Below are 18,804 nucleotides of genomic sequence, written 5' to 3'. Positions count from 1 at the left end.
AGGTGAAACAACTTGGCAAACATTAAATCAGCTATCAAACGCGCTGAATTGAACGTGAAACATAACGAAAAAAACTCAGCTCAAAAGTCAGCTATGCGTACTGCAATCAAAGCATTTGAAGCAAACCCATCTGAAGAACTTTTCCGTGCTGCTAGCTCAGCTATCGATAAAGCAGAAACAAAAGGTTTGATCCACAAAAACAAAGCAAGCCGCGATAAAGCACGCCTTTCAGCTAAACTTGCTAAATAATGCATACAAAGGGAGCTCTCAGGAGCTTTTTTTGTTTCTCACACAAAGGAGAAAGGGATGAAAATAGCAATTATTGGTTATTCCGGCTCTGGCAAATCCACTCTAGCAACACAACTGTCCAACCACTACTCCATTCCCAAACTTCACATGGATAGATTGCAGTTCCAACCTGGCTGGAAGGATAGCGACCGTGATTGGATGAGTGAACAGATGGATGATTTTTTGTCAAAAAATACCGACTGGATTATTGATGGCAACTACTCTTGGTGTTTTTATGAACGGCGGATGGAAGAAGCCGACCAAATCATCTTTCTGAACTTCTCTCGCTGGAACTGTCTTTATCGAGCTTTCAAACGCTATTTAAAATACCGCAATCGGACCAGAGAAAGCATGGCTCCAGGCTGCCCCGAAAAGTTTGACTGGGAGTTTATCTGCTGGGTTCTTTGGAAAGGACGACGTCAGACAGCACTGGCAAGATATAAGAAAATCCGACAAACTTTTCCTCAGAAATTCTACGAATTAAGGAACCAAAAAGAACTGAACAGCTTCTTACAGAACCTAAAAACAAGCGAGCCCTAATGACTCACTTGTTTTTATTTGATTTCTTTTTCTGTGGGAAAAGAGGTAGGCCTAAAGAAGCTATTTTTTCAGCTGGAACCTTCATGCCATCCTTAATCCACTTGGAAAGAACGGAAACAACTGCCGAACTCCAGAAGGAATTCATGTAAGAGTTAGTCGTTTTCTTAGCATTGCGATTGCGCTTTTCCAAAAAGTCAAACACAGCCTGAGTCAGCAACTTTTCAAAATTATAGTCAATGGCTAGACTGATAACCCGAGCTTCTTTCTTGGCTTCCTTAAAAAGGAAGAGCCAAATTTGGTACATCTCCGTTTTAAAGTTAAACTCTTCCAATTTATCCGTAATACCTTGAACAGTATTTTTAAAAATCTCTTCCAGAATCTGCTCTTTAGAGCTATAATTGCGGTAAAATGCAGCGCGGGAAACCCCTGCTCGCTCAACCAGCTCTGAAATCGTAATTTTTTTGAGTTCCTTCTTCTCCAGCAGCTGCATGAGAGAAATTTCCAGAGACTCTCTCGTGATTTGATTGGATTCCTGATTGTATTTCTTTAAATTCGCGAGTGATTTTTCCGATATTTTCTTTTCCGACATAACAATTTCTTCCCTCTTGTCTCAGCTGACAGTTTCCGCTTTCTAGTAAGCATTCTTCATGTTATAATTGTAAAAAAAGACAGGTTTTTTGTCAATTTTTTTATTGTACATACTTGACAAAAAAGGAGAAAAATATGACTTGGAAAATTATAGCTGACTCTGGCTGTGACTTTCGTGAAATGGCAAACTTGGCCAAGGACACCCAGTTTGAAAGTGTTCCCTTGACCATTCAAGTGGAAAATGAGATTTTTGTAGATGACAAGCAGCTTGATATCGATCTTATGATGGAGAAAATGTATGCTTCTTCTGCTGCTTCTAAGTCTGCCTGCCCTAGTCCAGATGACTATCTCAAAAGCTTTGAGGGAGCCGACAAGATCTTTGTGGTGACTATCACTGGAACTCTATCTGGCAGCAATAATAGTGCACAGGTTGCTAAAAAAATATTTTTGGAAGAACATCCTGATGCCCAGATTCATGTCATTGATAGTCTTTCTGCAGGCGGCGAGGTGGACTTACTTGTGACTAAACTCAATGAACTCATCCAGCAAGATCTCAGCTTTGATGAAGTCGTTCAAGTCATTAGTCGCTATCAAGAGAAAACTAAGCTTCTCTTCGTTCTGGCAAAGGTAGATAACTTGGTAAAAAACGGCCGGCTTAGCAAACTTCTGGGAACCGTTGTCGGCTTGCTAAATATCCGCATGGTCGGTGAAGCTAGCCAGACTGGCACGCTAGAGCTTCTGCAAAAGGCACGCGGTCCGAAAAAGGCTCTTGCTTCTGCAATCGAAGAGCTACTTAAAGCTGGTTACAAGGGTGGCCGACTCATCATCGCTCACCGCAATAACGAGAAGTTCTGCCAGCAATTTAGCCAACTGGTACAAGAAAAGTATCCACAAGCTCAAATCGAAATGGTGCCAACTTCAGGTCTATGCAGCTTCTATGCTGAGGAAGGCGGAATCTTAATGGGCTACGAAATTTAATAAGGTATCTAAAAAAGCAAAGGATTAGGTCAATTATCTTAGCCTAATCCTTTACTTTTTCGATTTAATTCGCTATAATTGAAACAAGTAAAGGAGTTGATATTATGGCCAGAGGAAGAGGCGCCGCAAGCCCCCAAGATAAGGAAGCAAGTCTTCTCATTTCTAAAAAACTCAAAGAACTTCTCAAGGAAACAGGTAAAAAACAAGTTGAGCTATCTCGTGAAACAGGCATTCCCGCTAGTACACTGACTGGCTATATCAAAGGGACATCTCTGCCTATCGCAGCCAATCTAGAAAAGATTGCAAGTTTTTTTAAGGTAGAGATTGAAGAAATCGATCCTCGTTACCGATTAATTGCAGACATCCCTCAACAATTTCCCGATTTAAATCGTATTTATCAACAACTTGACCAAAACAGACAGGAGCAAGGATTAAAGCTACTGGAAGCTAGCCTGACTGAGCAAGAAACACAAGCCAGCTTAAAGGATGACTACTTCCCCTACTTGGTCTATGAGAATTACTATCTCTCTCAGCATAAGCCTGAACAAGCTGATTTAGTCTGGCTGGACAGAGAAATTGACTACGATATTGCCCTTTGGGTACGAACTGACTCGTTAGAGCCCAAGTATCCGAGAGATTCCGTAGCCCTAATCAAGCAGACTCATTTCGAGCTTGCCGGCGCTATCTATGCTATTGACTATGACGGTCAAACCATTATAAAAAGAGTCTTCAACGATCCATCCGGTATTCGTCTAATTTCCCTTAATAAAAAATACAGTGAAAAGTTTATCCCTCATGAGGAAGAACCTAAACTAATCGGTCGAGTTATGGCGACTTTCATGCCACTGGATGTAGAAAAAATAAAGAAAAACAAATAACAGTTCTGTACATTTGCAGAACTGTTATTTTTATGATTATCAGTCAAAAAATCAGAAAGTCTTTCGACTTCCTGATGCTTGTTTAATAAAATACTGCTAAATCTTCATTCAGCTTCTTCATGTAGTGTTTGTGGACTATGTAAGACAACACAGCTAAGCCTGCTAAAACTAGAGCAACTATCACATAAATTACCAGAGGCGCAAGAACATTGGATATAAAGAAGAGAAGAGTAATGACAATCAACATTCCTAAAATCAGAGCGATGGCTAAGAGAGTTTTCACCATATTATTATCTCGGCTCATCAATTCTGTGACATTGGACCAATTAGTCACAAAATGCTTGTAGTCTCGGTAGTAACCCCAAGAACTCCACATTAGGCTAATTAAGGCCCAAACAATCACCATGCCCAAGAAAGTCACTGGATGCATACCGGAAATAAGGCTAGTTATCAAAAGCAAGGTCAGAGGCAGGATAGACTGGACGGCAAAGAGCTGCCAAAACTTCAGACGAATATATTGCTTCAAATCAAAGGGGAGAACCTTGAGATAATCAAAATTTTCCCTTTCCAGAGAAATCCCAATAGCCGTAAGGTTGCTGCCGCCTGAGTTTAGCGTTGCAATCAAAACAGCCAGAGCCATCATTGGCAAGAGGAAACGTGGTCCCAGATAAGAAGTCAAAGACAGGCCACCTTGTATCATGCCCATTCCCATACTGAAAATGACAATGTAAGGGAGAAAGGCCGACATAAAGATAGCTTGCATAATGACAGAACCCTCGCTCAAGAGCCTGATATTGTAATGCCAGACAAACTTTTTGAGATTTTTTGCTTCCGCAATATTGATGTCATGCACGCGCTCCCGCTTTCCTACTGAAGAGCCCGTCATGAGAGCTGCCTCATAAAACTCTGGAATCACCTTGGTCTTTACGATGAAAAATAGAAGAGCCGCAACTGCAACCCATCCCAAAAATCCCAGCAAGGAAGCTGTATGAAAAGGATGAAGGATAAAATCATAAAAGGCCTGAACTGGCGGAAAGAAAGCTTTGACCTCTGTACGATTTACAACGCTTCTGCTGTTCATTTGATTAATCATAAAATAGAGGAAAAAGGATCCAACGGAAACAAGAGCCAGAATGACATTGGACAGGATGGTCTTGTACTTCCTGAAAAAGGCTGTCTTGGTAATGAAATGGACGGCAATCAGAATCAGAAAGGTGATAACTGAACTTAAAATCAGAATAGCAAGCAGAGCTAAGGGCAGGCCCAAGAAAGGATTACCACCTTGGAAAGCCAGAACCAAGAAATAACTGAACATAGGCAAAATGGCAATCAGCAAGGTCAGAATAACTGAAATGCTTTTGCCGACGATGATTTCTGCTTCGCTAAAAGCGTAGGGACGATAAGACTGCAAGTCCTTGCTTTCATAAAAGACATTGTAAAAAACCAGAAAGCCCTGAGACATAGAAAAGAGAGCAAAAGCGGAAACCAAATTGGCAAAGAGACCCGGATTGCCAACCAGTTGGTTCAGGGAGCCCATCAAGCCGAAAAGAAAGAGATAGACCAGTCCTAAAATCAGATACATGCGGATGGCCTTCAGAGATACATTGACCTTGCGCTCAGGATTCTTAGCTTGCATCTTGCGGTACTGCTGCAGCTGAGACGGCTGAATAGCATAGAGAATGTTGATATCAACGAGTTTTTTTATAGCTTTAATGCGCATCAGGACTCACCTCTTCTCTACGGCCAGCTAGACCAAGATAAATGGTTTCAAGAGACTGTTCTGGATGTTGGCCTTTTAGTTCTTCAATCGTTCCGTAGAAAATCAATTTCCCTTTTTTGAGAATGGCCACCTTATCACAGAGCTGCTCTGCCACTTCCAAGACATGGGTTGAAAAGAGAACTGTATTTCCTTTATCTGCATGCTGGCGCATCATCTGCTTGAGGTCAAAAGCTGCCTGCGGATCAAGACCAGTAAGCGGCTCATCCAGCACCCAAATATCCGGATCAGACAAAAGTGCCGCTATGACGAAGACTTTTTGCCTCATCCCATGAGAGAATGAATCAATAACCTCATAGCGATGAGAGCCAAAGTCGAAAAGATGGAGCAGATTTCCCAATCGCTCTTCTACTTCAGCATTTGTCATATCGTAAGAAGTCGCTACCAGCTCCCAAAACTCATTGGCAGTTAGGCGCAAAAATAGATCAGGTGAATCAGCTACATAGCCGATTTTTTTCTTGATTTCCAAGCGATTAGCGGACAATTCTTTCCCATCCACAAAAATCTGTCCACTGCTAGGATTGATAACGCTGACCAATGACTTAATGGTAGTAGATTTGCCGGCGCCATTGTGACCAATCAGACCGACGATTTCTCCGCTCTGCAAGGTCAGATTCAGCTGATTGAGAGCTACCGTTCCTTCATAAACTTTAGTGACATCTTTAAATTCAATCATAAGAGAGCTCCTTTACCGATTTCTATACAGATTAGTATACTCTTTTTGCGGCTTTTTGTCTCGTCTCTGCCTAACGACTGCTACAAGATAAAGCTAAAAGCAGCTGAACTTCATCTAACTATGAAATTCCAGCTGCTTTATTAAACAGAACGACTACGGTTGTTTGTATTTCTTTGCTAAACTAGATAAGCCTAGTGTGCTGACCAGCAGAGCCAGGCCAAGATGCAGGATTCCCTTATCTGAATTGCTTCCGGTTTTAGGTAAGGCAGCTGGAGCTTGCTGCTTGCTGATCTTCTGAACTTTTCCTACTGCCTGATCATAATGTTCTGCATAGTGAACCGCCAACTGAACTGACGGAACTTCTTTTCCTTCTTCGCTGTCAAAGATATACTCAGGAACTTCTAAAATTGCTGGTGCAACTAATTTGGCACCAATAATCTCTGGTAGAGCTGCATAAGCTGTATCAAGAGCATTCGGTATATAGTTCGCCTTTTGCAAACGACTAGCTTCCAAAGTAGGTATTAGCGCACTGATGGAGTCCGTCTTGAAAGTTACTTCATATTGACGATCAATCGTGAGGTCGCTTGGGTCGTACGTGTTGAAAACAAGAGCCAGCTTATGACCTTTTTTCACCGTATAGAGATTAGGCTGCAAATAGACTGTATAGTCTTGGAATTGACCAATTTGAGGATCAATACTATTTTGCGAGCTAGACGGTGTATAGCCCGATTCTGGATTAGCCAGATTGACCCATCCTTTTGCAATGACTTTGTATTTGGTTTTGATAGTCGCAAAATTTTTGATATCCATATTGTTGAGATTGCTGCCCATCCAAAAGCCGTCTTTCTGACTTTCATCACTGGCTGCGCCGTTTCCAACCACATCAAACTCTTGGTCTGATACATCTACTAGGAGGGCATTGACCTGCAGATTACTGCCGCCCCACTTTGCCAGAGCTGCCTTGAAATGGACTGGGATATGTCCTTTAATGGTCATATCCTCTTTGACATCTGTCATAAAGGTCAAATTAGCTTTAGAAGAAGCTTTGCTAACCGCTTCATCACGCTTGCTGGTATCAATTCCCGCTCCCGCGTAGTCACTGGAAATCGTTTCTTCTAAGCGCTTGGACTGAGCTGTCAGAATCAAGCGATTACTGCTTTTCCAGTTATCATAACTGGTCCATTTATTTGGATCATAGTTGTTTTGGGCTAGAACAGCTGGAAGCTTGCTGACATCATTTTCCACATCATAGAGGTAATGAGAGAACCAAGTATTGAGCAGGTCATAAAAATCTTGCTTGTTAGCTGTAATACCAAAGCCTCTAGATACGGCAGCAGGATTGATATGATTCCCTTGGTGAAGATAAAGTTTCACATCTTGACCGGCTTTTTTTAACGCATCAAACATGAGCTCAAAGTGTTTGGTTTTGACATTGTCATCATTCAAACCATGAACTAGCAGGGCACTGGTCTTTATCTTCTCTGGATGAAGTGTATAATCCCGCTCCTGCCATACCGGACTATAGTTACGGCCGTGCGCATTCTGGTCCTTATTTAACTGATTAATGTAGTCAGCATACTTGTTACTAATAGCAGCCCAATCTTTTTGATCTAACAAGCGTGTAGCGACATAGAGAGAAAGCCAAGATAAATCACTGTAAGGCGGATTGGTGTAAGCCGACCCCTGACTATTGAAATAATCATACCAGCTGGCAATTCCAGCTGCTGGAACAATGGTTTTCAAGCCTTCAACACCAGTCGTTGCCACACCGAAAGTTGTCGTACCAGCCCAGGACAGGCCAGTCATACCGACCTTTCCATTAGCCCAGTCGGCCTTGATTTCGATATTATTAGTCCTGTCTGTGTAGGCCGTTCGTTTACCATTAATCCATTCGACAATATTTTTAAATGCTTCAATTTCTAAATCAGAGCCAGTTGTATTAAAACCTTCAGAACCTTTGGTTCCTAGACCGGCGCTAGAAACAAAAGCATAGCCTCGAACGAGGAAATAATCATACCAGTTCAAGTTTTCATAGTCATAAATCCCCTCATAAGGACTGTAATAATACCAATCCGATGACATTGCTCTTTTTGCCGCATCAATACTGCCCATACTAGAAACTGGCTGGCGCTTAGCTGGCTGATTGCGGAGGCTCTTCATATCATAAGAACCGTTTGTCGGCAGATTGAGACTTTCCAGCGTCACATGGTCTTCATCTAAGGTTCCAGCGACATAAGGCCGGGCTTCCAAAATTGTCGCAGCCTTATAATCACCCTTAGCAGCCGCTTTAGGAAGCTGCACAATAGCCTTGACCAAATCTCGCTTACCGTCACCATCCGTATCGTGGTCAGTCTCTACATAGACAGGGAAACGAACAATCTCACTGCCTTCATAAGTATACTCCTCATATCTATCTTCACCACTACTATATGGAAAAATTGGTTGTGAACGACCATTCAAAAAGAGGGGCTCTTTCTTTTCAGACCGATAGGCATCATGCAGTCGCTTAGCAACCGAATACATAGATTGCAGATTAGCACCCTGGACACTGGCTGTCAAATCAGCTTCTTTTTCAATCATCCCCAGACTCTTTGCAAGATTTGCTCTGTCCTCTGCACTGCTGCCCAACTGAGAATCACTGACTGCTGCCCATTTGAGCAATTCATCTACAGCCTCTTGCAGGGTTATTTCCTTATCAGCGAGGGAAGGGTTTGAAAGGCCGCCAGTATAGGCAGACAAATCTTGGCCTTTCACAGCAGTTGAGCCAGCGGAAGGCGCTGAGCTGACATCTTTAGCCAGAGCCAGAAGCTCCTGCTCCTGCGCTTGGTTAAGGCTAGGTGCTGCTTCATCAGGCACAAGTGGTGCCTTTTCTTGCTTTTCCGAAACCGGTTCTTCTAAAGAAGTCTGACTTGCAGTTTCTACTGCCGTTGATTGTTGATCCTGAGAGCCAATTTCAGAAGCCTTTGCAACTGTTTCTGTCTTGAGATTGTCCGTGCGCTCGCTACTAGCTTGAGTCGCCTCATCCGCCTGAACAGCTTGCGCCAATACCAAAGGTGCAAGCAACAAAGTCGGCAGGAGTAATGTAACTAGTCTTTTCTTTCTCATAAAGACACCTTTCCTTAGATAAAATATTTTATAATAAGTCCATTATACTATGTAAGCGCTTTTAGTTCAATCTATTCTATCTTTTATCTATGAAAAACGTCAAAATATCTATAGAAGCATAAAAACGCAAACGATTGCGCCTTTCTGCTTCTTTTGGTACAATAAAGCCAATCAGTGAGAATGAAGAGGAAAATTTATATGGAAAACCAAACCTTAATGCAGTATTTTGAATGGTATCTGCCAGATGACGGTCAGCATTGGAACCGCTTAGCGGAAGATGCACCAAACTTAGCAGCCAAAGGAATTCGCAAGGTCTGGATGCCGCCCGCTTTCAAGGGAACCAGCTCTAATGATGTCGGCTATGGCGTATATGACCTCTTTGATTTGGGAGAGTTCGACCAAAAAGGGACTGTACGCACCAAGTATGGATTGAAGGAAGAATACCTCCGAGCGATTGAAGCGCTTAGCCAAAACGGTATCGAAGCTATTGCAGATGTGGTTCTCAATCACAAGGCCGCAGCTGACTATAAAGAGCGCTTTACCGTTGTTAAAGTTGATCCTAACGACCGAACAAAGGTCTTATCAGAACCTTTCGAGATTAAAGGCTGGACTAAGTTTGTCTTCCCAGGCCGCAAAAAAGCCTATAATGACTTCGAATGGCACTGGTACCACTTCACCGGCACCGACTATGATGCCAAAAACAACAAGTCAGGCATTTTTCTCATCCAAGGCGACAATAAAGGTTGGGCAGATGATGAGCTAGTGGACAACGAGAATGGCAACTACGACTATCTGATGTATGCGGATATTGATTTCAAGCACCCCGAAGTCATCCAAAATCTCTACGACTGGGCTCATTGGTTTATTGAAAGCAGTGGTGTACATGGCTTTCGCTTAGATGCTGTTAAGCACATTGATTCATTCTTTATGAAGAATTTCATCCGCGATATTACTGAAAAATACGGCGATGATTTCTATGTCTTTGGAGAATTTTGGAATAGTGACGAAACAGCCAATAACGATTATCTAGAAAATATTGACTACCGCTTTGACCTAGTCGATGTCAAGCTCCATCAAAATTTATTTGATGCCAGCAAATCTGGAGCAGACTATGACCTGCGAACTATTTTTGATCAGACACTTGCAAAAAATCATCCTGAATCAGCTGTGACCTTTGTAGACAATCACGATACTCAGAGAGGTCAGGCTTTAGAATCTACCGTCGAAGAATGGTTCAAACCAGCTGCCTATTCTCTTATACTTCTAAGAGAAGCCGGATTGCCCTGCGTCTTTTACGGAGACTACTATGGCATTAGCGGAGAATTTGCCCAAGAGAGCTTTCAAGAGCTACTGGACAAACTCCTAGACATCCGCCTCAATCTTGCTTATGGAGAGCAAACCGACTACTTCGACGATGCAAACTGTATCGGCTGGACTCGTCAAGGTAAGGACGATGATGGTCAGCCAATCGCCGTCCTTATCAGTAATGACCAAGCAACAAGCAAATCTATGTTTGTCGGTCCAGAATGGGCTGGCAGAGAATTCAGCGACTATCTAGGCAACAGCTCCCAAATCGTAACCGTTGACGACCAAGGCTGGGGAGAATTTCCTGTGGAGGAAAAATCAGTTAGTGTCTGGAGTGTTAGATAAGTCACAGCAAAAATATGGAAATAAAAAAATAAGACCAGATTGGCCTTATTTTTTTCGTTCTTTCTTGGAATGTAGTAAGCCAACGGAAGCCAAAAGGCTGATAATTGCTGCTCCCAAGAATGATGAATTTGTGTTTCCAGTATTTGGTAATTGATGTTTGGACACTCGAGATAGAACCGGACTAGTCTCAGAGTTTTCAACCCTTACAAGACTCTTCTGCTCAGAAGTTTCTGTTCCCAAAGGTGTTTGAGTGTTCGTTTTTGGCTTGTAAACATAAGTGCGAACGCCATTGGCATCTGATACAGAAACGAATCCATACTCCTCAATAGTCTTAGCATCTAGCAAACCAAATTCCTCAGCTGCTAAAGGTCTTCCTTCTACATCTACAAAGCGAGTGATTTCGATAGAAGGCTTGTCCTCAACCGGAGCATCTTTCGGTACTTCATGCACACTGGCACGATAGACATGCGTACGAATGCCGTCCTCGTCACTGCTGGATTGGTAGTCATAACCAGCGATAGTCTTAGACGCCACCAAACCACGTTCAGGATCTGATAATTCTTGACCTGATTCATCTACAAAACGGGTCATTTCCAAGATTGGTTGCTCTTTGCTTGGAGCGTCTGTCGGCACTTCATGCACGCTGGCACGATAGACATGCGTGCGAATGCCGTCCTCGTCACTGCTGGACTGGAAGTCATAGCCAATGATAGTCTTAGATGCAACTAGACCACGTTCTGGATCTGATAATTCCTGACCTGATTCATCTACAAATCGGGTCATTGCCAAGACAGGCTTGTCTTCGCTTGGAGCATCTGACGGTACTTCATGCACGCTGGCACGATAGACATGCGTGCGAATGCCGTCCTCGTCACTGCTGGACTGGAAGTCATAGCCAATGATAGTCTTAGATGCAACTAGACCACGTTCTGGATCTGATAATTCCTGACCTGATTCATCTACAAATCGGGTCATTGCCAAGACAGGCTTGTCTTCGCTTGGAGCATCTGACGGTACTTCATGCACGCTGGCACGATAGACATGCGTGCGAATGCCGTCCTCCTCAGTACTAGACTGGAAGTCATAGCCAGCGATACTCTTAGAAGCTATTAAACCTCGCTCTGGGTCTGATAACTCTTGACCTGATTCATCTACAAAACGAGTCATTTCCAAGATGGGCTTGTCTTCGCTTGGTGCATCATTTGGAAGCTGGAACTGGCTGAGTTCATACTTATAGACGATTTCTTTGGTTCTTCCTGCTTCGTACTCTCCCGATTCAGCATCATAGGCAGCTAGTCGAGATTTATAAGTATAGAGCTTGTTATTATAGGAAATTAAAGGTTTAGGACTGACTGTGTATCTAGTCTTACCCGGCTTCTCATCCGTAATGGGGTTAGCAATAGCATGACCCTGCTCGTCTTGGTAACGGACAAGAACCTTTCCCAGTCCAGTCTCTCTCTCATTAACCTTCTTAACATCTGAAAGTTTAAAGACGAAGCCTTCAGCTTTGACCGTTCTAAAAGCTGCATCTATGCCCTCTTGGTTAATTTGTAAGCCAAGTAATGTCTTACCTCCCCTGTGAAAAGTTGGTTCAACAGATTTAAGTCCACCATCAGGCGTCTCAATTAAATTATGTACACCCTCAATTTGGATCGTATAGTCTCTATCGATATAATAGCGAGTCCTGTCATGAGGTTTCATCAGATACAGTTTGTAGTGGAAGGTTTTAATATTGTTTTCACCAAACCAAGGTGGCATTACAGTCGGATTATTGCCCAGCCAGTCGATATACACTAGGTCGTTATATTTTTCTAATCCCATACGATCTAGTCGAAAAATTCTACCAATTTGAGACTCAGTGAAACGATAATTGTGTTGTCTCCATGGTGCATTGGGTTCTCTATAACCAAAGGCTAAGGGATCCGTATCTCGTGTATCAAGCAATCCAATCTTTAGATTCGTATTGTAATTAGGGACATCAAAATCAATTTCCTTTTGATTAATAACAATTTTCTGAAAGTACGGATTAATAGGTACTCGTTCAGCCAATCTCCTTTCACTAGGATACGCATCAACTCGGAACATATCTGGATTTTCAGAATATATTTGCCTTATCTCTTTCATAGATAAAATCCTACGATCTGACTCAGGCAGATATTTTCTAGAAAAAGCTTCTTCATAGGTTATCCCATCCCATTTTGATGGAGTATACGCTGTCCTCAAAAACACTCTTTTGGGCATAGATTCATCAACTGTCAAATCCAATTCGGAGCGTGGAATAATAGCCTTTGGTATTTTAGCTACTTCTTCTGGAGTTGGATTTACATTCAATATAGACTCCCACTTATTCAAAAAGAAAAGGGCTGTATTCTTTTGGATAAATGACTCCCAACTAGATACTCTTTTTGATGGAACTTGTCTAAAATCCTCATCTTTGACTAGATTTAAATTTTCAACTTCCTTTAAGTTAATGTATTTAAAGACACCATCCATCTTACGGATCGCATAAGCATGATCATACTTTTTAGCTGCTTCTTCTATTTGCTCCACCGACTGTATCTCTGGCATGACAGAGGTCATGGTTGCAGCCTTAGTTATTTCATAGCTCTCTTCCTGAGTATGATAGTCATAAAATTCTTGAGCTAACTGTTTGATTTCAGGCGTGACTTGGGCTGCTCCCTTCTCTCCTTCTTCTGAGATAGTCAGACCAGAAGGTCCCTCTGCTGGTGTATTTTTGATTGTCCCATCATTTGGCAATTCTTGATTGACAGGAGGTGTGGCTTGATTATTCTGGACTTGATTCCCCTCTGTTTCACTACTTACCTCCTCTGCTTGTACAGTCACTGCCATTGTCCCAGCAAGCAGCAAGGACAGAGGAATCGGGACTAATTTCATTCCCATTTCTACTTTTTTCCCTAAAGTCTTTTTCATCTTCTTCTCCTTTTAATCTCCTATTTTAGATAATTTAAAAACTTTTTCCCATAGATTGACTAGTAATTCTTTGTGATAGCGATTGGCAAGTTCTTTGGATCTTACCGAAAATCCCCTCCATTCTTTTTCTCCAAATTGGCTAAACTGCTCCAGATGAGCAATATATTGATTAGCATCATTTTGCGGTATCAGCCAGCCATTCTCTCCATGCTTAATATAAGCCTGATTGGCATAACGGACATCCAGACCTATCAGAGGCAGGCCATTGACCAAAGCCTCATAGAGCGATGTCGCAAAGGCTTCCGATAAAGAGGTGCTGATATAGGCATCATAAGCTTGATAAGGTACCTGAGACTGATAACCCTTAAAATGAACTATGTCTTCCAAATCATTGAGCTGAAGGACATCTTGCAGCATGGCCATGTCAGGACCGTCTCCATAGATATCGAGCGTAAAATGCCTATGACCTTTAAATTTCAATAAAGCCATGATTTTCAGCAATAACAGAACGTTTTTCTCCTCAGACAAACGACTGACTGTCACCAAGTGAATCTCCTTAGAATCAAAGACCTTCTCTCTTGGATTTTGGACCACTTGTTCTGCATAGGTGGTTGGGATAAAGAGTGCCTTATCCCTCATCTTTTGGGGCAGATAGGCCTCCTGACCTTCGCCAACTAAAATCAAACAGTCTAACACATCCTGGTCCAGCCATCCCATGACCTTTTTATTTAACTCTTGTCCGAGGGCAATCATGTGATCCTGATGAAGGACGCGCGCTACATAAAAATCTTGTCCACGTCTCAAGAGAATATTTTCTGGAATATCCAGACGCTCCATTATCAGCCAATCTTCTGCCTCAAGCTCCTCCTCAGCAAACTCCTGGACACTTCGTCCCCCTAACTCTAAACCAAGAAAACGGACCTTAGTCCTATCAATACCCAAGGTTTCATAACTTTCTAGCACTCTTCTCCTGGCACCAACATCACTATATATCTCTGTATCCGCTTCAGAAACCCACAATTCATAAGGAACTTTCATTTCTTCAAAAAGTTCAAACCGATTGCGGAGGGCTATGTCAATCCCAAAGACCCTGGAACGAATACAGGAATCCACACAAACTACTTTCATTTTCTCCCTTTTAACCTAAAGTAATTCTATATACGAACATAACATATTTTTAAGAATTATACCAATAATTTGAGCGATTTTTTGGACATTATTAGACGCCCTGTCCGACTAATCCGTTTCTAAGATAAGCATCCACCATGCGCTCTGTCGCGACAACTGAATCAATATGGGTACGCTCATAAGAGTGGCTGGATTCGATGCCGGCACCTAACAGGGCATGCTTGACTTCTGCTCCTGCACTCATGGCTGCAGAGGCGTCTGATCCGTAAAATGGATAGATGTCCAGTTTGTAAGGGATGTTCTGCTCCTTGGCTAAATTTACCAAATGCTGGCGGAAGCCATAGTGATAAGGTCCTGATGCATCCTTGACACAGATGGAAACCGTATACTCATCCGTCTGCTGATCGTCACCCATAGCGCCCATATCAACCGCTAGATACTCCACCGCTTGCGCCGGCAGACTGGAATTAGCCCCGTGACCAACCTCTTCAAAGACACTGAAAGCAAAATGAGTCGTCACTGGCAGCTGAATATTTTCCTCTTTATAGATACGCAAAAGATTGAGCAAAATAGCTGCGCTGACCTTGTCATCCAGAAAGCGAGACTTGATAAAGCCTGACTCGGTAACATTGGTACGAGGATCAAAGGAAATAAAATCACCGACTTCGATTCCTAAATCCCGCGTTTCTTTCTCACTTGTCACTTTTTCATCCAAACGAACTTCCATATTGTCCTGAGTTCGCTCAACCGTCCCAGCATCCTTATAAACATGGCAGGAAGTCTGGTGAACTAAGATAGTCCCACTGATAGTCTTGCCACTGCTGGCCACATGGACTAGGCAATTTTCTCCTTCGATCATGTTCCAAGGGAATCCGCCAATCCGATCCAGCTTGAGACGACCGTCAGACTTAATCGCCCGAACAATAGCCCCCAGTGTATCCACATGGGCAGTCACTACCCGATGCTGGACATCATTTTCACCCTTAACCACAACATGAACGCCGCCTTTATTGGTCCGAATAGGCTCATAGCCCAATCCTTCCAGCGTGTGTACCAAATAGTCTGTCACCTCGGCCGTAAACCCTGTTGGGGAAGGGATAGCAGTTAATTCTTGTAAATATTGAACAGTTTGATTCATGAATGTCTCCTCATCGTTTTTCTTTATTATAGCACAAAGAAAGCCTGAGCTAGTAGTTTTTCAGCAGGCTTTTAATGATTTTGAGAAATTTTGAAACCTCAATTACTATCGCCGTACTCCTACTCTTCCTTCTCTTGAACTTCAATCTTTTTCAACTCCCCAAAAAAGAGATTGCCCAGAAAACCTAAAAGAAAAACCAGCCATTCGAATGACTGCTTATTTTAGAGTTTATAAGTTTAACTGTCAGCACATTATCAAGGATAGATGGTGACAAAAATTAGAAAAAATCATCTCAGCTAGCTGAGATGATTTGTCTGGCTAATATTAATTAGCTTTTTTGAAACGATAGACAAGAGCTGATAAAAGAATCAGAGCAAATCCTGCTGCTATCGCAAAGATAGATGTTTCGCTGCCAGTTTTCGGCAAAACTTTTTTGCCAGTTGCTGATCCAGTAACATCTTTTCCATCTTTATCTGTCGAATTACCTGGGGTTCCATTTTTCGAACCGCCTGATTTATCACCAGATGATGACGGTGGTGGTGTCGAACCTGAAGAAGGTGGCGGTGTACCTGGTCCTTGAGGACGCCCAGTTTCAAATGTCCATGTGCCTGTAAATTTGACATCTGCCCCTGCGATAGTTTTGCTATCTGCGTCATATTTGAGGAATTTCCAAGTACCTTCAGTTGTTTTAACAGTTTTCTCTGTTGGCTGAACCGCTTGAACGGCAGCACCGTCTGCATATTCAGTGGCATCATTTGGTAACAATGCTGTGACTTCTGCTGGTAAGCTACGGTTCGGATCTGCGCTTACAAATTCATAAGTTGCCTTGTATTTCGGTGCTGGAGTAAAATTCCATTTACCAGTAAACTTAAGGTCCTTATCCGCAACAGTCTGGCTATTCGTTTCCGCATATCCTTCGAAAGTCCAGGTGCCTTCCGCAACTGCAACACTTGTTTGTGCAGGTTGCTTCGCATCTACATTTGTACCATTCGTGTAACGGTTAGCATCTGCTGGAAGCAAATCAGTTACTTCTTTTGGCAGATTTGGATAGGCTGGATTAGAGCTGAGAAACTCATAGCTAACACCATAGTCTTTATAACTGTTGGTAAATGTTGGATTATTGTCTGTTACAGCAGCTTCCAACTTGCCATTGTTTGCGGTCACTGTGACAGTCACAGTATGTTCTGTACTGTCATAGGTCACTCCAGCTTCACTTCCAGCTACTTCTTTCAGCTTGTAGGTATAAGTCCCTTCTTTATCATAGTTGATTTCAGGAAACTTGATATTACCATTGGCGTCATTTGTCGCTTGAAGTTCCACGTTATTTCCGCCAACCTCAGTCAGTTTGAAAGTATACTTTCCAGCTTCAAGTGCTTTACCATCCAGAACTTTCTTAGCGGTAATCGCTGCAGTTGCTGGCTCTAACTTGTAGGTATTGGTGAAAGCCTCACGGTCATAATTAACCGCCGCTGTCTTAACGCCGTTGTTGTCTGTTACAGTAACAGTAACATTGATGTCTGAATTGGCATCGTTTGTCACACCTGGCAGATTACTTGCTCGTTCACGAATGACGTAGTTAAAGGTTCCTTCTTTTTTGAAACGAAGTTTCTTAAAGGTTACGGCACCAACTTTATTGGTTACCGTTTGAACAACTTTATCATTGTCATCCTTATTGATCAAATCAAAAGTAAATTCACCATCTGCCAAATTGCGGCCAGTCAATTCCTTTTTGACTTTGAAGATAACTTCATCCGAACGAGTACCTTCCCCGACACCATCAAGAGTTGTCAAAGGTGCAAATGGACGTGATACTAAATCTGGCATCTTTTGTCCATTAGCCGTAACAGTTATATCGTTAAAGGCTTTTTTGGTCACCTTATCAACTGGCTCTGTCAAACGTGTCCGGTAGATAACATAAATACCTCTTCCACTCAAATCCCCAGCATTAACTGTGAAATGATTGGAGTCTGTAATTGAAACGACATCGCTTGGATTAAAGGATTTACGTGTGCCAGAAGCACCTTCCCACTCAGTAAAGTAGTAACCTGTAATCCCTGAATCTTCATCCAGCTCTTGACCTTCTGGAATAGTGTCCTCAATGACAACTTGACCAAGATTTTGGACATCGCGATTGACACGGATACGCCAGTTGACGTAGTTTGGATCCTTAGAATCCTGAACACCCCACTTGGAATAACCCTGAGGCTCCTCATCAACCTTGATACGCTTCAGTTTGTAGGTCCTAGCACCCGGAAAGTTCACTTCTTGTTCTTGGTCATAAGGCATATTATCAGCCCAAACCACTGTGAAAGAAGATTGAATACGCTTGGTATCTGACATTTTCGCAAAATACTCAGCATTTGTGACAGTAATGGTTGCTGTATTGGTAACAGGATCTGTCACCAACTTGGCAACAACAGTGCCATCCGGTGCGCTTATGTTTTCCTCCAAAGTTCGCTCAATTTTGAACTGTGATGGAACACGATAAACCATGGTATCACCATTATTTAATACTTTGCTATCTGCAAATGTATAGGTCGGTGCAATGTAAAATTTACCTTCACCGTAGCCAGTATCCTTTAAAGGATTAGTATTAATAGTGACGTTTGTAGTTAGTTGATAGTCGCCATCACCTAACTCTGCAGCAGAAACCCTAGGACTTGAGCTTAACAAGGGAATAAAGGTTGATACCAAAAGCAGCAAAGTCATCAGAGCATGAGATACTTTATGATAAGTTTGTTTCACCTTGAATGCGGTCCTCCTTCTTTTTAAATTTTATTTTTGACAAATGCTGGCAGGCACACCATCACCTGTCTACCCCCTCATTTTCAGCCGATTCTAAATCAAGATTTATTACCAAACTAAAAATGAATGTGTTTGTATATGATAAGCGAATACGACATATACATATCAATTATAACATAAAAATTATAATTTACGCCTTGTAAACTATAATTTTTATTAGCATTTTTCTATTTTTTGTCTACTTTCGTTACAAAAAAGTTACAAATTATTTTTTTAATCTAACTCAGATGGATTATTATTGATTTTTTAGAAATAAATGGCAGAAAAAAATACCTAGACTATAAAAAGTCTAGGTATTTTTTAATATATGCTGAAAATAACT

At 42.1% G+C, this 18,804-nt stretch carries 13 protein-coding genes; 5 read left to right on the top strand and 8 right to left on the bottom strand.

The annotated features are described in order from the left end of the window. Nucleotides 1-12 precede the first annotated feature (12 nt). Nucleotides 13-249, top strand: coding sequence for a 30S ribosomal protein S20 (gene rpsT, locus RWX26_RS05725; protein WP_002895661.1), 237 nt, complete (start codon nucleotides 13-15; stop codon nucleotides 247-249). Nucleotides 250-306: 57 nt separating this feature from the next. After that, nucleotides 307-828, top strand: coding sequence for a DNA topology modulation protein (locus tag RWX26_RS05720; protein WP_314580021.1), 522 nt, complete (start codon nucleotides 307-309; stop codon nucleotides 826-828). A gap of 4 nt (nucleotides 829-832) precedes the next feature. Here the strand turns inward: RWX26_RS05720 and RWX26_RS05715 are convergent, their stop codons facing one another. After that, nucleotides 833-1,417, bottom strand: a complete 585-nt coding sequence (locus tag RWX26_RS05715; RefSeq protein ID WP_002906696.1) for a TetR/AcrR family transcriptional regulator — start codon at nucleotides 1,415-1,417, stop codon at nucleotides 833-835. 134 nt (nucleotides 1,418-1,551) lie between these two features. Here RWX26_RS05715 and RWX26_RS05710 point away from each other — a divergent pair, with 134 nt between their 5' ends. Together RWX26_RS05710 and RWX26_RS05705 are read left to right on the top strand one after the other, a co-directional pair. Next, complete coding sequence (locus RWX26_RS05710) at nucleotides 1,552-2,394, top strand: DegV family protein (RefSeq protein WP_126435626.1); 843 nt, start codon at nucleotides 1,552-1,554, stop codon at nucleotides 2,392-2,394. Nucleotides 2,395-2,498: 104 nt separating this feature from the next. Continuing rightward, on the top strand, nucleotides 2,499-3,272 hold the full coding sequence (locus RWX26_RS05705) for an XRE family transcriptional regulator (protein WP_314580015.1): 774 nt from the start codon (nucleotides 2,499-2,501) through the stop codon (nucleotides 3,270-3,272). An 82-nt stretch (nucleotides 3,273-3,354) separates the two neighbouring features. Here RWX26_RS05705 and RWX26_RS05700 read toward each other — a convergent pair whose 3' ends face one another. The 3 genes from RWX26_RS05700 to RWX26_RS05690 all read right to left on the bottom strand — a co-directional run bounded on the left by RWX26_RS05700 (nucleotide 3,355) and on the right by RWX26_RS05690 (nucleotide 8,830). Beyond that, nucleotides 3,355-4,992, bottom strand: coding sequence for a hypothetical protein (locus RWX26_RS05700; protein WP_314580014.1), 1,638 nt, complete (start codon nucleotides 4,990-4,992; stop codon nucleotides 3,355-3,357). Beyond that, entirely contained in the window at nucleotides 4,982-5,725 is a 744-nt protein-coding gene (locus RWX26_RS05695; RefSeq protein WP_060976712.1) for an ABC transporter ATP-binding protein, read from the bottom strand. Before RWX26_RS05695 ends, RWX26_RS05700 begins: the two co-directional genes overlap by 11 nt. Nucleotides 5,726-5,878: 153 nt before the next feature. Further along, on the bottom strand, nucleotides 5,879-8,830 hold the full coding sequence (locus RWX26_RS05690; protein WP_314580011.1) for a CocE/NonD family hydrolase: 2,952 nt from the start codon (nucleotides 8,828-8,830) through the stop codon (nucleotides 5,879-5,881). A gap of 180 nt (nucleotides 8,831-9,010) precedes the next feature. Between RWX26_RS05690 and RWX26_RS05685 the strand changes: the two genes are divergently transcribed. Further along, on the top strand, nucleotides 9,011-10,480 hold the full coding sequence (locus tag RWX26_RS05685; protein ID WP_314580010.1) for an alpha-amylase: 1,470 nt from the start codon (nucleotides 9,011-9,013) through the stop codon (nucleotides 10,478-10,480). Between the two features lie 45 nt (nucleotides 10,481-10,525). On the opposite strand, the gene RWX26_RS05680 is transcribed toward RWX26_RS05685, so the two are convergent. From RWX26_RS05680 to RWX26_RS05665, 4 genes are all read right to left on the bottom strand, one after another. Next, a complete protein-coding gene (locus tag RWX26_RS05680; RefSeq protein ID WP_314580008.1) occupies nucleotides 10,526-13,411 on the bottom strand; it encodes a MucBP domain-containing protein in 2,886 nt (961 codons plus the stop codon). 12 nt (nucleotides 13,412-13,423) lie between these two features. Further along, entirely contained in the window at nucleotides 13,424-14,539 is a 1,116-nt protein-coding gene (locus RWX26_RS05675; RefSeq protein WP_314580007.1) for a glycosyltransferase, read from the bottom strand. 91 nt (nucleotides 14,540-14,630) lie between these two features. After that, nucleotides 14,631-15,677, bottom strand: coding sequence for a M42 family metallopeptidase (locus tag RWX26_RS05670; protein ID WP_314580005.1), 1,047 nt, complete (start codon nucleotides 15,675-15,677; stop codon nucleotides 14,631-14,633). Nucleotides 15,678-16,001: 324 nt separating this feature from the next. Continuing rightward, complete coding sequence (locus tag RWX26_RS05665; protein ID WP_314580003.1) at nucleotides 16,002-18,422, bottom strand: SHIRT domain-containing protein; 2,421 nt, start codon at nucleotides 18,420-18,422, stop codon at nucleotides 16,002-16,004. Between the last annotated feature and the right edge of the window lie 382 nt (nucleotides 18,423-18,804).

Source organism: uncultured Streptococcus sp. (assembly GCF_963536705.1).
Classification (GTDB): Bacteria; Bacillota; Bacilli; order Lactobacillales; family Streptococcaceae; genus Streptococcus.
Note: the sequence above shows the minus strand (reverse complement) of the source record. Positions and strands in the feature narration are given on the sequence as shown.

Coding starts and splice junctions, on each gene's coding strand:
- RWX26_RS05705 (WP_314580015.1), top strand. CDS start 2,499: ATGGCCAGAGGAAGAGGCGCCGCAAGCCCCCAAGATAAGGAAGCAAGT.
- RWX26_RS05715 (WP_002906696.1), bottom strand. CDS start 1,417: ATGTCGGAAAAGAAAATATCGGAAAAATCACTCGCGAATTTAAAGAAA.
- RWX26_RS05700 (WP_314580014.1), bottom strand. CDS start 4,992: ATGCGCATTAAAGCTATAAAAAAACTCGTTGATATCAACATTCTCTAT.
- RWX26_RS05710 (WP_126435626.1), top strand. CDS start 1,552: ATGACTTGGAAAATTATAGCTGACTCTGGCTGTGACTTTCGTGAAATG.
- RWX26_RS05695 (WP_060976712.1), bottom strand. CDS start 5,725: ATGATTGAATTTAAAGATGTCACTAAAGTTTATGAAGGAACGGTAGCT.
- RWX26_RS05670 (WP_314580005.1), bottom strand. CDS start 15,677: ATGAATCAAACTGTTCAATATTTACAAGAATTAACTGCTATCCCTTCC.
- RWX26_RS05720 (WP_314580021.1), top strand. CDS start 307: ATGAAAATAGCAATTATTGGTTATTCCGGCTCTGGCAAATCCACTCTA.
- RWX26_RS05675 (WP_314580007.1), bottom strand. CDS start 14,539: ATGAAAGTAGTTTGTGTGGATTCCTGTATTCGTTCCAGGGTCTTTGGG.
- RWX26_RS05690 (WP_314580011.1), bottom strand. CDS start 8,830: ATGAGAAAGAAAAGACTAGTTACATTACTCCTGCCGACTTTGTTGCTT.
- RWX26_RS05685 (WP_314580010.1), top strand. CDS start 9,011: ATGAAGAGGAAAATTTATATGGAAAACCAAACCTTAATGCAGTATTTT.
- RWX26_RS05680 (WP_314580008.1), bottom strand. CDS start 13,411: ATGAAAAAGACTTTAGGGAAAAAAGTAGAAATGGGAATGAAATTAGTC.